The following is a 13,611-nucleotide window of genomic DNA, read 5'->3' as shown; positions in this document are numbered from 1 at the left end:
CTCAAAAAACTATTGGATTGTTCCAGATAAATATAAAAATGGTACACGATTTGTTTTCGGGGACTCCCGGGTCCACCTTGTAGATTGAATTCAGAGGGCTTCGCCATGGACCATCTTGTACTCACAATTATCGCCGCCGACAAACCCGGCCTGGTCGAGCGCATCGCGCAAAACATTGCCGCCCACGGGGGCAACTGGCTGGAAAGCCGCATGGCCCACATGGCCGGGCAGTTTGCCGGGATCCTGCGGGTCAGCGTACCCGCGGAAAGCCGCCAGGCATTGTTGGGGGCGCTGGAGGACTTATCCACACATGGCATTCGCGTGCTGGTGGGTGAGGGCAGTACCGGGCAGGCCTCGGCGTCCAAGCCGATTGTGATGACATTGGTGGGCAATGACCGCTCGGGCATCGTGCGTGAGATCACGGCCCTGTTGAGCCAGCAAGGCGTGAACCTGGAGCGCTTGAGCACGGATGTGCGCCCGGCCCCCATGAGTGGCGATCCGTTGTTCAGCGCCGAAGCGTTGTTGCAGGTGCCGCCGTCGTTGTCCCTGGAGCGCTTGCAGCTATCCCTGGAAACCTTGGCGGATGACTTGATGGTGGAGCTGCGCAGCGAGGAATAATCTGTCCACAAGGTTATGCATGGAAAACTTGCATGGGCCTGTGGATAACCTTGGGGTGAATGCCTGCAAGCCACGGCGGTTATGGCTTGCAGGATGCTGTACGTTATTTGATCAGCGTTTGCGCACGGTCAGCCAGGCATCGACGCTGTAGACGACCAGGCCAGCCCAGATAAAGGCGAAGGCGAGCAGCGTGCTGGGCGCCAGGTGTTCGCCGAACAGCAGCACGGCTTCGAGCAACACCAGGGTCGGCGCAACATACTGCAAAAAGCCCAGCGCGGTGTAGGGCAGATGCCGTGCGGCGGCGTTGAAGCACACCAGCGGGATCAATGTCACCGGGCCGGCGGCCACCAGCCACCAGGCTTCGGATGTACTCCAGAACTCAAGCTGAGCACTGTGGGCGGTCGGGTTGAACAGCAACCACGCGACTGCAATCGGCACCAGCATCCAGGTTTCCACCACCAGCCCCGGCAGCGCTTTGACTGGCGCCTGTTTGCGGATCAGGCCATAGAAGCCAAAGGTCAGCGCCAACACCAGTGACACCCACGGCAAACTGCCCACCTGCCACACCTGTTGCGCCACACCCACAGCTGCCAGCCCGACCGCTACCCATTGCAAACGACGCAGGCGTTCGCCGAGAAGCAACATGCCGAGCAGCACATTCACCAGCGGGTTGATGTAATAACCCAGGCTCGCCTCAAGCATGCGCCCGGTGTTCACCGACCATACGTAGGTCAGCCAATTGGCCGCAATCAACGCTCCGCTCAAGGCCAGGATCGCCAGGCGCCTGGGGTTGTCGCGCAGTTCGCGGAACCAGCCGGGATGCTTCCACACCATCAACAGCAGGCCGCCGAACAGCGCCGACCACAGCACGCGGTGCACGATGATCTCGGCGGCGGGTACGCTGGCGATGGCTTTGAAGTAGAGCGGGAACAAGCCCCAGATGACATAGGCGCTGAGGCCCAGGATGTACCCCTTGCGGGGGTTGGCGGCGTGCATTGCAGAGTCCTTGTTCTAGCAGTTAAAACAGTTTCAATGGTTCTTCGTTGAGGGCTGATAGTTGCTCGCGCAACGCCAGCACCTGATCGCCCCAATACCGCTCGCTACCGAACCACGGAAAACTGTGGGGGAACGCCGGATCGTCCCAGCGCCGTGCCAGCCATGCGCTGTAGTGCATCAGGCGCAAGGCGCGCAGCGGTTCGATCAGCGCCAATTCACGCGGGTCGAAGTCGTGGAATTCCTGATAGCCGTCCATCAATTCCGACAGTTGGCCCAGGCATTCCTGACGGTCACCGGCGAGCATCATCCACAGGTCCTGCACCGCTGGGCCCATGCGGCAGTCATCCAGGTCGACGATATGGAACATCTCGTCACGGCACATCATGTTGCCGGGGTGGCAATCGCCGTGCATGCGGATGTTCTTGTGCGGCGTGGCCTTGTAGACCTCTTCCACGCGCTTGAGCAGGTCGCGGGCCACAGACTCGTAGGCCGGCAGCAGGCTTTTGGGAATGAAATTGCCTTCAAGCAATGTGTTGAGCGAGTCGTGACCGAAGTTCTTCACGCCCAGGGCTTCGCGGTGTTCGAACGGGCGGGTGGAGCCCACCGCGTGCAAACGGCCGAGCAGTTGCCCGAGGCGATACAGTTGATCAAGGTTACCGGGCTCCGGCGCGCGGCCGCCACGGCGAGGGAACAGGGTGAAGCGGAAACCTTCGTGTTCGAACAGGCTTTCACCGTTGTGGATCAGTGGCGCGACGACCGGCACGTCGCATTCGGCCAGTTCGAAGGTGAAGCGGTGTTCTTCGAGAATCGCATCGTTGGTCCAGCGCTGGGGGCGATAGAACTTCGCAATCAGCGGTTCGCCGTCTTCGATGCCCACCTGATACACACGGTTTTCGTAGCTGTTGAGCGCCAGGACGCGAGCATCACTGAGAAAACCGATGCTTTCGACGGCGTCGAGCACCAGGTCAGGGGTGAGGGTTTCAAACGGATGGGCCATGGGAACTCCTGCGGGCAGCAGGGCGCCGCGTCCGGCCGAGTATGGTAACGCACCGGGCTTGAGATAGGGGGCGACTTGAGTATCGCCACCGGGGGCAAGCCCCCTCCCACATTTGAAATGCGTTCCCATGTGGGAGGGGGCTTGCCCCCGATGGGGCCCTATCAGGCGCCGACGATCCCGCCATCATCCCTGCGAATCGCCATCACCGAAGACCGCGGCTTCCCATTCGGCAGATGCTCCGGCCACGTCGAACCGCCGGTTTCCCCCGGATGCTGGATCCCCACAAACAGCGTTTTCTGATCCGGCGAAAAGCTGATCCCCGTTACCTCGCACGCCACCGGCCCGACCATGAAACGACGGATTTCACCGGTCGCCGGGTCGGCGCAGAGCATCTGGTTATTGCCCATGCCGGCGAAGTCACCCGCGTTGCTGTAGTCGCCGTCGGTGAGGATCCACAGGCGTCCGGCCTTGTCGAAACCCAGGCCGTCGGGGCTGTTGAACATGTTCTGCGGGTTGATGTTGGACGAGCCGCCCTTGGGCTTGCCCGCGTGTACGCCGGGGTTGCCGGCCACCACAAACAAATCCCAGCTGAAATCGGCCGCGCCGTGGTCATCGGCATTGGCTTTCCAGCGCAGGATCTGACCGTAGACGTTTTTCTCCCGCGGGTTGGGGCCGCCCACGGGTTGGCCGTCTTCGCCGCGCTTGGCGTTGTTGGTCAGGGTGCAATAGACCTGGCCATCGGAGGGGCTGACCACGATCCATTCCGGGCGGTCCATGCGCGTGGCTTTGACCACGCTGGCGGCCAGGCGCGCATGAATCAGCACTTCGGCCTGATTGGCAAAACCGGTGCTGGCGTCGATGCCGTTTTTCCCATGGGTCAGCTCAACCCATTGGCCTTTGCCTTTTGGATGGTCGGCATCGCCATCGCCCGCGTCGAAGATCGCCACATACAAGGTGCCGTGGTCGAGCAGGTCTTTGTTGGCCTTGGGGTTCTTGTGGTTGATCTTGTCGCGGCTGACGAACTTGTAGATGAACTCACCGCGCTCATCGTCGCCCATGTACACAACGGCGCGGCCATCGCGGGTTTCGGCGAGGGCGGCGTTTTCGTGTTTGAAGCGGCCCAGGGCCGTGCGTTTGGCCGGGGTGGATTGCGGGTCGAACGGGTCGATTTCCACTACCCAGCCATGGCGGTTGAGTTCGTTGGGGTTCTTGGCCATGTCGAAGCGCGGGTCGTGCAGGTGCCAGTTGATCTCTTTACTGGCGGCCACTACGCCGTAGCGTTTCTGCCCGGCGTCGAAGGTTTGTTGTGGGTTGCTGCTGCCGAAGCAGTCGGTGAAGTTCTCTTCACAGGTCAGATAAGTGCCCCACGGTGTCATGCCGTTGGCGCAGTTCTGGAAGGTGCCGAGGGCATTCTTGCCGGATTTGTCGGCGCTGGTTTTCAGCCAGTCGTGGCCGGCAGCGGGGCCGCTCAGACGGATCGGCGAGTTGCCGTGGATGCGGCGGTTGTAGCGTGAATCCTGGACGAACTGCCAGGTGTCGCCCTTGCGCCGCACTTCGATCACCGACACGCCTTCGCTGGCCTGGGCCTTGCGCACGTCTTCGGCCGATTGCGGCGCGCCGCCGTGGGCGTAGAGGTAGCGGTAGTTGGTGTATTCGTTGTTGATCGCCATCAGCGCGCGGTTGTCGTCGCCAGGGAAGGCGAACAGGCTCATGCCGTCGTTGTTGTCGCCGAATTGTTGCTCCTGGGCCTTGGCCGTGCCGTTGCCGGACGGGTCGAAGGCCGGCGCGCTCTTGTGCAGCGGCTGGCCCCAACTGATCAACACCGAGGCGCTGTAGCCCGGCGGCAAGGTGATGGTGTCGCTGGTCGCGGCGGCGATGCTGGCAAACCCCAGCAGCGGGCTGGCGGAAGCGGCATTCACGGCCAGGGCGCTGCGGCTCAACAGGTTGCCGCCCAGGAACATCGCGGCACCGCACAAGGCGCCGGCGCCGATAAAGCGGCGGCGGGTGAGGCCAACCATCTGCTCAAGGTCGGTGGCTTGGTTTTCTTCTAATAGGCTCATCTCAGGCTCCCTGCGGTTTTTGCAGACACCATAAGGAGCGGGTGTGACGAAGTTGTTGCAGTTTGAAGAACTCTGCGGCTCAGACTGGCGTACCGAGCAATACATGACTGGGGGCGAATTGCACGTGGATCGCCCGGCCTTCGGTGGCGTCCAGGGCCTTGAGTACGTCGGGCTGCGCCAGGGCGCATAAAACCGGGCCATTGGGCAGGGCGATGCGCACTTCGCTGGGGCCGTCCTCGGCGTGGAGAATGGCGTCGACCGTTCCGCTCATGCAATTGTGTCCGAGTGTTGCAGCGCTGTGCGACGCGAGCAATTCCAGCCAGCCGGCCTTGATCAGTGCGACGACTTCGACGCCAATCTCCAGCTCCAGCCGTTGCGTGCTGTCATGGGTGATTTGGGCTGTGAGGGTCAGCCCACCCGCGAGTTGCAAATGAATCAGATCATTGCGGCCGTGGCTTTCAATCGCGCTGACCTGGCCATGCAGCTGGTTGCGTGCACTGGTGCGCAGCATCAGGCGGCCCAACAGATTGAAGTCACTGGCGGCTTCGTCCGAACCCAGCACCTCGGCCTGTAACGCTTGCAGGCGTTGGTAGAGGCGCAACACCCGTTCGCCTTCGGCGGTGAGTTTGGCACCGCCACCGCCTTTGCCGCCGACACTGCGTTCTACCAGGGGTTTTTGCGCGAGGTTGTTCAGTTCATCGATGGCATCCCACGCGGCCTTGTAGCTCAAGCCAGCACTTTTGGCGGCGCGGGTGATGGAGCCCTGTTCGGCGATATGCCCCAGCAGGGCGATGCGCTGGGGGCGGCGGACGATATGTTGGCTAAGCAAAGTCGGGAGAGACATGGGCGTACGCTGTGTTGGGATGAGCGGACGTTGCGGCCGTGCGGCATGAGAGTCAAGTGCCAGGCTTGGGTGTGCGGGCCAGGCAATACACATCCACCTGCCGCGCTCCGGCGCTGATCAACAGCCGCGCCAGGCTGTGGGCGGTAGCGCCGGTGGTGAGTACGTCGTCCACCAGTGCGAAGTGGCGGTCTTGTACCTGCGCGTCAGGGGCCAGGGCAAAGGCGTTGAGCAGGTTGCGTTTGCGGCTCTTGGCGTCGAGGTTCTGTTGCGCCAGGGTTTCATGGGGGCGCAACAACACGTGTTCATTGCAGGGGATAGTCAGGTCGGCGCTGAGCCAGCGCGCCAGCATCAGCGCCTGGTTATAACCGCGCTCGCGCAGGCGCTGGCTCGCCATGGGCACCGGCAGCAGTGCGTCCGGGCGAATGAGTTCGTGGTTGTCGAAGCGATGTTGCAGGTATTTTCCCAGTAAGTGCCCCAGCAGATGCCCGAGTGGCCAGCGTGCCTGGTGCTTGAAGCGGCTGATCAGGGTGTCCACGGGAAAGCTGTAGGTCCAGGGCGCGATGACTTGTTTAAAGGCGGGCGGTTGTTTGAGGCATTGGCCGCAGACCAACCCGTCCATCGCCAGGGGCAGCGCGCAGATTTCGCAATGCTCCATCAGCCAAGGCAGCTCGGTTTCGCAGACGTTGCACACACAATCGGCTGTTTCTGTGGCTTCGTCGCAGAGTAAACAGGTTTGTGTGTTTTTTGACCAGATGTAAACTTGGTGCTTGTGCCCAGGTTGACAGTGCATGAATCTTCCTTAAATATGCCGAGCATCCGTGTCGCGCCTGTGGGTATTACCTTTCCCGCAGCGAGAGCCCAAGCATAATCAAGGAATCGCCCATGAGCGCCAGCATCACCGCCACCTTGCGTCACGATTGGTCCCTGGCCGAAGTCAAAGCACTGTTCGTGCAGCCGTTCAACGACCTCTTGTTCCAGGCGCAGACCGTACACCGTGCGCATTTCGACGCGAACCGTGTACAGGTGTCGACCCTGCTGTCGATCAAGACCGGCGCCTGCCCGGAAGATTGCAAATATTGTCCGCAGTCGGGCCACTACAACACGGGCCTCGAAAAAGAAAAGCTGATGGAGGTGCAGAAGGTCCTCGAAGAGGCCGCTCGCGCCAAGGCCATCGGTTCGACCCGCTTCTGCATGGGCGCCGCCTGGAAACACCCGTCGGCCAAAGACATGCCGTACGTGCTGCAGATGGTCAAGGGCGTGAAAGCCATGGGCCTGGAAACCTGCATGACCCTCGGCCGTCTCGACCAGGACCAGGCCGAAGCCCTGGCCCAGGCCGGCCTCGACTACTACAACCACAACCTGGATACCTCGCCGGAGTTCTACGGCAGCATCATCACGACCCGCACCTACAGCGAGCGCCTGCAAACCCTGGCCTATGTGCGTGACTCGGGGATGAAGATCTGTTCCGGCGGCATCCTCGGCATGGGCGAGTCCCTCGACGACCGCGCCAACCTGCTGATCCAGTTGGCCAACCTGCCGGAGCATCCAGAGTCGGTGCCGATCAACATGCTGGTGAAAGTGGCCGGTACGCCGTTGGAAAACGCCGAAGATATCGACCCGTTCGATTTCATCCGCATGCTCGCCGTGGCGCGCATCCTGATGCCGCAGTCCCACGTGCGCCTGTCGGCCGGTCGTGAAGCCATGAACGAGCAGATGCAGGCCCTGGCGTTTTTCGCCGGCGCCAACTCGATCTTCTACGGCGACAAACTGCTGACCACTGCCAACCCGCAGGCCGACAAGGACATGCAACTGTTCTCGCGCCTGGGCATCCTGCCGGAAGCCCGTGAAGAGCACGCCGATGAAGTGCATCAGGCGGCGATCGAGCAGGCCTTGGTGGAGCAGAAGAGCAGCGAGCAGTTCTACAACGCTGCTGTTTGATTCGGACCCTGTAGGAGCCGGCTTGCTGTGTTGAGCAGGCTTGTCCTGCGCGGGGTTGCGAAGCAGCCCCTCCGACATTCTCGACTGAGTTAATCCTGTTAAACCGAGGCCAGCATGTCTTTCGATCTCTCTGCGCGCCTCGCTGCCCGCCGTGCCGAACACCTTTACCGCCAACGCCCATTGCTGGCGAGCCCTCAAGGCCCTGAAGTGGTGGTCGACGGCCAACCGTTGCTCGCCTTCTGCAATAACGACTACCTGGGCCTGGCCAATCACCCGCAAGTGATCGAAGCCTGGCGCGCCGGTGCTTCCCGTTGGGGCGTGGGCGGTGGCGCGTCGCACCTGGTGGTCGGGCATGCCACGCCGCACCATGAGCTGGAAGAGGCGCTGGCTGACCTGACCGGTCGCCCGCGTGCGCTGCTGTTTACCACCGGCTACATGGCCAATATGGGCGCGGTCACGGCGCTGGTGGGGCAGGGCGACACGGTGCTGCAAGATCGGCTCAATCACGCGTCGTTGCTGGATGCGGGCTTACTGTCCGGGGCGCGCTTCAATCGCTATCTGCACAACGACGCGGCCAGCCTGGCCAAGCGCCTGGAGAAAGCCACCGGCAATACGTTGGTAGTCACCGATGGCGTGTTCAGCATGGACGGCGATTTGGCTGACTTGCCCGCCCTGGCCCGTGAAGCCAAGGCCAAAGGCGCCTGGCTGATGGTCGACGACGCCCATGGGTTCGGCCCGCTGGGCGCCAACGGCGCAGGCATCGTCGAGCATTTCGGCTTGAGCCAGGAAGACGTGCCCGTATTGGTCGGCACCCTGGGCAAAGCCTTCGGTACCGCCGGCGCGTTTGTGGCGGGCAGTGAAGACTTGATCGAAAGCCTGATCCAGTTTGCTCGCCCCTATATCTACACCACCAGCCAACCACCGGCGCTGGCCTGCGCCACGTTGAAAAGCCTGGAACTGCTGCGCACCGAGCATTGGCGGCGTGAACACCTCAGCGGCCTGATCCGTCAGTTCCGCCATGGCGCCGAGCAGCTTGGCCTGGACTTGATGGACAGCTTTACACCGATCCAGCCGATCCTGATCGGCGACAGCGCCAGGGCCGTGCGTTTGTCCCGGATGCTGCGCGAGCGTGGCCTGATGGTCACCGCGATCCGCCCGCCCACCGTGCCCGTCGGCAGCGCCCGTTTGCGCGTGACATTGACGGCGGCACACAGTGAGGCGCAGGTGCAGCTATTGTTAAACGCATTGGAAGAGTGTTTCCGCTTGCCAGGCGCCCTGGAGCCCGACCATGCGTGATCGACTGATATTGCTGCCCGGCTGGGGCCTTGGCGTATCGCCGCTGGAACCATTGGCCACCGCATTGCGTGGGCTGGACGAGCATCTGCACGTACAGATCGAGCCGTTGCCGGCGCTGGGCGCCAGCGATCTCGGCGAATGGTTGGATGAACTCGACGCCACCTTGCCGGACAACACCTGGCTCGGCGGTTGGTCACTGGGCGGCATGCTGGCCTCTGAATTGGCGGCGCGACGCGGTGAACGCTGCTGCGGCTTGCTGACCCTGGCGAGCAACCCGTGTTTTGTCGCCCACGACAGTTGGCCGAGTGCGATGCCCGCCGAGACCTTCGATGCGTTTCTCTCCGGGTGCCACGCGGACTCCCAGGTCACGCTCAAGCGCTTCGGCCTGTTGTGTGCCAAAGGCGCCGCAGACCCTCGCGGGCTCGCGCGGTTGTTGGTCAGTGGCGCGCCGAAGACGCCGTCCGCCGTGTTGATGACCGGTCTTGAACTGCTTGCGCAACTGGACACCCGCGAAGCCTTGCTGGCCTATCGCGGCCCGCAGTTGCATCTGTTTGCCGGTATGGACGGCTTGGTGCCCGCCGAAGCCGCCAGCGGCCTGCTGGCGCTGCTGCCCGATGTTGAAATCGGCCTGATTGAACAGGCCGGTCACGCGTTTCTTCTGGAAGACCCCCACGGTGTAGCGGGGGCCATCCAGGCTTTTTTGCATGAGTGTGTCGATGACTGATCTATCCCACCCCCCTCTGCCGGGTGCCTTGCCAGACAAGCGCCAGGTGGCGGCGTCGTTTTCCCGTGCGGCGGCCAGTTACGACAGCGTCGCCGAGTTGCAGCGTGCTGTGGGGCACGCGTTGCTGTCCCGCCTGCCGTCAGCCTGTGCGCCACGTCGTTGGCTGGATATGGGATGTGGTACGGGGTATTTCAGTCGCGTGCTGGGGGATTTATTGCCCGCCAGTCAGGGCGTGGCCCTGGATATCGCCGAAGGTATGCTCAACCATGCGCGGCCCTTGGGTGGCGCGCAGCACTTCATCGCGGGGGATGCCGAACGCTTGCCGCTGAACGCCGAGCGCTTTGAGCTGATCTTCTCCAGCCTTGCGGTGCAATGGTGTGCGAACTTCGATGCGGTGCTCAGCGAGGCCCATCGCGTGCTGCAACCGGGCGGGGTGTTGGCGTTTGCCAGTTTGTGCGTGGGCACATTGGATGAACTGCGCGAAAGCTGGCGCGCCGCCGATGGCCTGGTGCACGTCAATCGCTTCCGCACCTTCGAGGCTTACCAGCAATTGTGCGCGGCCAGCGGTTTGCGCGTGGTCAGCCTGGAGCGCCAGCCCCACGTGCTGCATTACCCGGATGTACGCAGCCTGACCCATGAATTGAAGGCCCTCGGTGCACACAACCTCAACCCCGGCCGCCCCGGCGGGCTGACCGGCCGGGCGCGGGTTGTGGCACTGGTCGAGGCTTATGAGCGGTTCCGCCAGGCCCAGGGCCTGCCGGCGACTTATCAAGTGGTGTATGCCGTACTGGAGAAACCTCAATGAGCGTCGCTTATTTCATTACGGGCACCGACACCGATGTCGGCAAGACCACCGTCGCCGCCGGCCTCCTGCATGCCGCCCGCCAAGCCGGCAAAAGCACCGCCGCCGGCAAACCCGTGGCCTCCGGTTGTGCCGTGACCCCCAACGGCCTGCGCAATGCCGATGCCCTGGCGCTGCTGGCCGAATGCTCATTGCCGTTGAGTTATGCCGAGGTCAATCCGGTGGCGTTCGAACCGGCTATAGCCCCTCATCTGGCGGCGCGGGAGGCCGGTGTTTCGCTGACGGTGCAATCGCTGCTCAAGCCCATGCAACTGGTTCTGGCGCGGCACGCGGATTTCACCTTGATCGAGGGCGCGGGCGGCTGGCGCGTGCCGCTGGCTGACCAGGCCAATCTGTCGGACCTGGCCATCGCGCTCAAACTGCCGGTGATCCTGGTGGTGGGCGTGCGTCTGGGCTGTATCAGCCATGCCTTGCTCACCGCCGAAGCCATCGCACGGGACGGTTTGGCGCTGGCGGGTTGGGTCGCGAACATCATCGACCCCAAGACCTCCCGCCTGGAGGAAAACCTCGCCACCTTGGCCGAACGGTTGCCCGCACCGTGCCTGGGGCGCGTGCCCAAACTCAAGCATGCCGGCGCCGAAGCCGTGGCGGAATACTTGCAGTTGGACTTGCTTGACTGATTTTGGCTATCGGTAAGGCATTGTGCTATTAGTGTTTTTGACGGGCGTTTTGCCACGTTCTCTGCTTCAATCAGCGTTCACGATTCTCTAAAGGCAGGCTTACGCCATGGAAATCTCTGGAAGCAGCGCGTTTTACTCGGGCCTGAATACCATTCAGTCCGGGCAAAGCCGTGTCGACCAGGCCGCTGGCAAGATCGCCAGTGCAGCCACCAGCCAACCTTCGGATGCCCAGAATGATCGCTTGCAGGCGGTCAACCGTGGCCAGCCGACCAACTCCGCCAGCAATATGGTGGAACTGGCCGAAGGCAAGTTTCAGGTGGAACTGGGCGTCAAAGTCGCCAAGGCTTCCGACGAAATGCTCGGTACTCTGATCGACACCTACGCCTGATCTAAAAGTGTGGGAGGGGGCTTGCCCCCCCGATGGCGGACTGTCAGTCAACATCTAAGTGACTGATCCACCGCTATCGGGGGCAAGCCCCCTCCCACATTTGTCATCCTTCACCATGATCCCTCTCTACACTCTCTTTGATGTGGCATCTCGCCGCAGGCCTTGTTGCGCCTGGGTTGATTCACGTCATGACAAACGGCGCTTGGACGACGCTTGACATCGCCAGGTCGTAAACGTATGTTTCAAACACCTGTTTGACCGCCACAACACATTCCACGCGGTTGTTCATTCCAGCTACATCAGCAGAGGTTTATCGCTATGCCTGACTACAAGGCCCCCTTGCGTGATATTCGCTTCGTTCGTGACGAACTGCTCGGTTATGAAGCGCACTATCAGAGCCTGCCGGCTTGCCAGGACGCTACTCCGGATATGGTTGACGCCATCCTTGAAGAGGGCGCCAAGTTCTGTGAACAAGTGCTGGCACCGCTGAACCGCGTGGGCGACATCGAAGGGTGCACCTGGAGTGAGTCAGGCGTTAAGACGCCGACGGGTTTCAAAGAAGCCTACAAGCAATTCGTCGAAGGCGGCTGGCCTAGCCTGGCCCACGACGTGGAACACGGCGGCCAAGGCCTGCCGGAATCCCTGGGCCTGGCGGTGAGTGAAATGGTTGGCGCCGCCAACTGGTCGTGGGGCATGTACCCAGGCCTGTCCCACGGTGCGATGAACACCATCTCCGAGCACGGCACCCCTGAACAGCAAGACGCTTACCTGACCAAACTGGTATCGGGCGAGTGGACCGGCACCATGTGCCTGACCGAGCCACACTGCGGCACCGACCTGGGCATGCTGCGCACCAAGGCCGAGCCTCAGGCCGACGGTTCCTACAAAGTCTCCGGCACCAAGATCTTCATCTCGGCCGGTGAGCACGACATGGCCGACAACATCGTCCACATCGTACTGGCCCGCCTGCCGGACGCGCCGGCCGGCACCAAAGGTATCTCGCTGTTTATCGTGCCGAAGTTCCTGCCCAACGCCGACGGTTCGGTGGGTGAGCGCAACGCGGTGTCCTGTGGCTCCCTGGAACACAAGATGGGCATCCACGGCAACGCCACCTGCGTGATGAACTTCGATGCGGCCACCGGTTTCCTGATCGGCCCGGCGAACAAAGGCCTGAACTGCATGTTCACCTTTATGAACACCGCGCGCCTGGGCACCGCACTGCAAGGCCTGTCCCACGCCGAGATCGGCTTCCAGGGCGGCCTGAAATACGCTCGCGATCGCCTGCAAATGCGCTCCCTGACCGGCCCGAAAGCACCGGACAAGGCTGCTGACCCGATCATCGTGCATCCCGACGTGCGCCGCATGCTGCTGACCATGAAAGCCTTCGCTGAAGGCAACCGTGCGATGGTGTACTTCACCGCCAAGCAAGTGGACATCGTCAAGTACGGCACCGACGACGAAGCCAAGAAACAGGCCGACGGCCTGCTGGCCTTCATGACCCCAATCGCCAAGGCGTTCATGACCGAAGTCGGCTTTGAAGCGGCTAACCATGGCGTGCAGATCTACGGCGGCCACGGCTTCATCGCCGAGTGGGGCATGGAGCAGAACGTTCGCGACAGCCGCATTTCGATGTTGTACGAAGGCACCACCGGTATCCAGGCGCTGGACCTGCTCGGCCGTAAAGTGCTGATGACCCAGGGCGAAGCGCTCAAGGGTTTCACCAAGATCGTGCATAAGTTCTGCCAGGCCAACGAAGGCAACGCCGCCGTTCAGGAGTTCGTGACACCGCTGGCTGCACTGAACAAAGAGTGGGGCGAGTTGACCATGAAGGTTGGCATGGCCGCGATGAAAGACCGTGAAGAAGTCGGCGCCGCCTCGGTGGATTACCTGATGTACTCCGGTTACGCGTGCCTGGCTTACTTCTGGGCCGACATGGCCCGCCTGGCGGCTGAAAAACTGGCTGCCGGCACCACCGAAGAGGCCTTCTACACCGCCAAGCTACAGACCGCGCGCTTCTACTTCCAGCGCATCCTGCCGCGTACTCTGGCGCACAAGGCAACCATGCTGTCGGGCGCCAACAACCTGATGGACATGAAAGAGGAAGACTTCGGCCTGGCTTACTAAGCCTCACCGGGTTTACCTGAAACCGCCGCTTCCTTTGGGAGCGGCGGTTTTTTTTTGGGGGTAAAAAAAACAGCACAGCGCTCAGGGATTGCCGCCGGCTGCCGTTACAGTGATGGCAATGTGATACATGGCAGGCAGGGTGTG

General features: G+C 62.1%; 13 protein-coding genes. 8 read left to right on the top strand and 5 right to left on the bottom strand.

Translation table 11 applies throughout. From position 1 onward, the window contains the following. Window positions 1–105 precede the first annotated feature (105 nt). Complete coding sequence (locus AOA60_RS18815) at window positions 106–618, top strand: glycine cleavage system protein R (RefSeq protein WP_099585711.1); 513 nt, start codon at window positions 106–108, stop codon at window positions 616–618. A gap of 111 nt (window positions 619–729) precedes the next feature. On the opposite strand, the gene rarD is transcribed toward AOA60_RS18815, so the two are convergent. From rarD to AOA60_RS18790, 5 genes are all read right to left on the bottom strand, one after another. After that, window positions 730–1,614, bottom strand: a complete 885-nt coding sequence (gene rarD / locus AOA60_RS18810) for an EamA family transporter RarD (RefSeq protein ID WP_099585710.1) — start codon at window positions 1,612–1,614, stop codon at window positions 730–732. Between the two features lie 22 nt (window positions 1,615–1,636). Beyond that, complete coding sequence (locus AOA60_RS18805; RefSeq protein WP_099585709.1) at window positions 1,637–2,611, bottom strand: serine/threonine protein kinase; 975 nt, start codon at window positions 2,609–2,611, stop codon at window positions 1,637–1,639. Window positions 2,612–2,772: 161 nt separating this feature from the next. Beyond that, window positions 2,773–4,671, bottom strand: coding sequence for a PhoX family phosphatase (locus AOA60_RS18800; RefSeq protein WP_099585708.1), 1,899 nt, complete (start codon window positions 4,669–4,671; stop codon window positions 2,773–2,775). A gap of 79 nt (window positions 4,672–4,750) precedes the next feature. Next, window positions 4,751–5,515, bottom strand: a complete 765-nt coding sequence (locus AOA60_RS18795) for a TOBE domain-containing protein (RefSeq protein WP_099585707.1) — start codon at window positions 5,513–5,515, stop codon at window positions 4,751–4,753. 52 nt (window positions 5,516–5,567) lie between these two features. Next, a complete protein-coding gene (locus AOA60_RS18790; RefSeq protein ID WP_099585706.1) occupies window positions 5,568–6,305 on the bottom strand; it encodes a ComF family protein in 738 nt (245 codons plus the stop codon). Between the two features lie 92 nt (window positions 6,306–6,397). On the opposite strand from AOA60_RS18790, the gene bioB reads away from it, so the two are divergent. The 7 genes from bioB (at window position 6,398) to AOA60_RS18755 (ending at window position 13,467) form a co-directional block, all read left to right on the top strand. Continuing rightward, a complete protein-coding gene (gene bioB, locus AOA60_RS18785; protein ID WP_099585705.1) occupies window positions 6,398–7,453 on the top strand; it encodes a biotin synthase BioB in 1,056 nt (351 codons plus the stop codon). A 114-nt stretch (window positions 7,454–7,567) separates the two neighbouring features. Next, window positions 7,568–8,749, top strand: coding sequence for an 8-amino-7-oxononanoate synthase (gene bioF, locus AOA60_RS18780; RefSeq protein ID WP_099585704.1), 1,182 nt, complete (start codon window positions 7,568–7,570; stop codon window positions 8,747–8,749). After that, complete coding sequence (locus tag AOA60_RS18775; RefSeq protein ID WP_099585703.1) at window positions 8,742–9,473, top strand: alpha/beta fold hydrolase; 732 nt, start codon at window positions 8,742–8,744, stop codon at window positions 9,471–9,473. Before bioF ends, AOA60_RS18775 begins: the two co-directional genes overlap by 8 nt. Beyond that, on the top strand, window positions 9,466–10,278 hold the full coding sequence (bioC, locus tag AOA60_RS18770) for a malonyl-ACP O-methyltransferase BioC (protein WP_099585702.1): 813 nt from the start codon (window positions 9,466–9,468) through the stop codon (window positions 10,276–10,278). The genes AOA60_RS18775 and bioC overlap by 8 nt, the downstream gene beginning before the upstream one ends. Next, complete coding sequence (gene bioD, locus AOA60_RS18765; protein WP_099585701.1) at window positions 10,275–10,955, top strand: dethiobiotin synthase; 681 nt, start codon at window positions 10,275–10,277, stop codon at window positions 10,953–10,955. Before bioC ends, bioD begins: the two co-directional genes overlap by 4 nt. A gap of 106 nt (window positions 10,956–11,061) precedes the next feature. Next, window positions 11,062–11,343: a pyrroloquinoline quinone biosynthesis protein PqqE gene (locus AOA60_RS18760; protein WP_099585700.1), complete on the top strand. Its 282-nt coding sequence runs from the start codon at window positions 11,062–11,064 to the stop codon at window positions 11,341–11,343. A gap of 318 nt (window positions 11,344–11,661) precedes the next feature. Next, window positions 11,662–13,467, top strand: a complete 1,806-nt coding sequence (locus tag AOA60_RS18755; protein ID WP_099585699.1) for a phenylacyl-CoA dehydrogenase — start codon at window positions 11,662–11,664, stop codon at window positions 13,465–13,467. Window positions 13,468–13,611 lie beyond the last annotated feature (144 nt).

This window comes from Pseudomonas sp. 2822-17, assembly GCF_002742485.1.
GTDB lineage: Bacteria > Pseudomonadota > Gammaproteobacteria > Pseudomonadales > Pseudomonadaceae > Aquipseudomonas > Aquipseudomonas cyclaminis.
Note: the sequence above shows the minus strand (reverse complement) of the source record. Positions and strands in the feature narration are given on the sequence as shown.

Coding starts and splice junctions, on each gene's coding strand:
- AOA60_RS18815 (WP_099585711.1), top strand. CDS start 106: ATGGACCATCTTGTACTCACAATTATCGCCGCCGACAAACCCGGCCTG.
- AOA60_RS18800 (WP_099585708.1), bottom strand. CDS start 4,671: ATGAGCCTATTAGAAGAAAACCAAGCCACCGACCTTGAGCAGATGGTT.
- bioC (WP_099585702.1), top strand. CDS start 9,466: ATGACTGATCTATCCCACCCCCCTCTGCCGGGTGCCTTGCCAGACAAG.
- bioD (WP_099585701.1), top strand. CDS start 10,275: ATGAGCGTCGCTTATTTCATTACGGGCACCGACACCGATGTCGGCAAG.
- rarD (WP_099585710.1), bottom strand. CDS start 1,614: ATGCACGCCGCCAACCCCCGCAAGGGGTACATCCTGGGCCTCAGCGCC.
- bioF (WP_099585704.1), top strand. CDS start 7,568: ATGTCTTTCGATCTCTCTGCGCGCCTCGCTGCCCGCCGTGCCGAACAC.
- bioB (WP_099585705.1), top strand. CDS start 6,398: ATGAGCGCCAGCATCACCGCCACCTTGCGTCACGATTGGTCCCTGGCC.
- AOA60_RS18755 (WP_099585699.1), top strand. CDS start 11,662: ATGCCTGACTACAAGGCCCCCTTGCGTGATATTCGCTTCGTTCGTGAC.
- AOA60_RS18795 (WP_099585707.1), bottom strand. CDS start 5,515: ATGTCTCTCCCGACTTTGCTTAGCCAACATATCGTCCGCCGCCCCCAG.
- AOA60_RS18805 (WP_099585709.1), bottom strand. CDS start 2,611: ATGGCCCATCCGTTTGAAACCCTCACCCCTGACCTGGTGCTCGACGCC.
- AOA60_RS18775 (WP_099585703.1), top strand. CDS start 8,742: ATGCGTGATCGACTGATATTGCTGCCCGGCTGGGGCCTTGGCGTATCG.
- AOA60_RS18790 (WP_099585706.1), bottom strand. CDS start 6,305: ATGCACTGTCAACCTGGGCACAAGCACCAAGTTTACATCTGGTCAAAA.
- AOA60_RS18760 (WP_099585700.1), top strand. CDS start 11,062: ATGGAAATCTCTGGAAGCAGCGCGTTTTACTCGGGCCTGAATACCATT.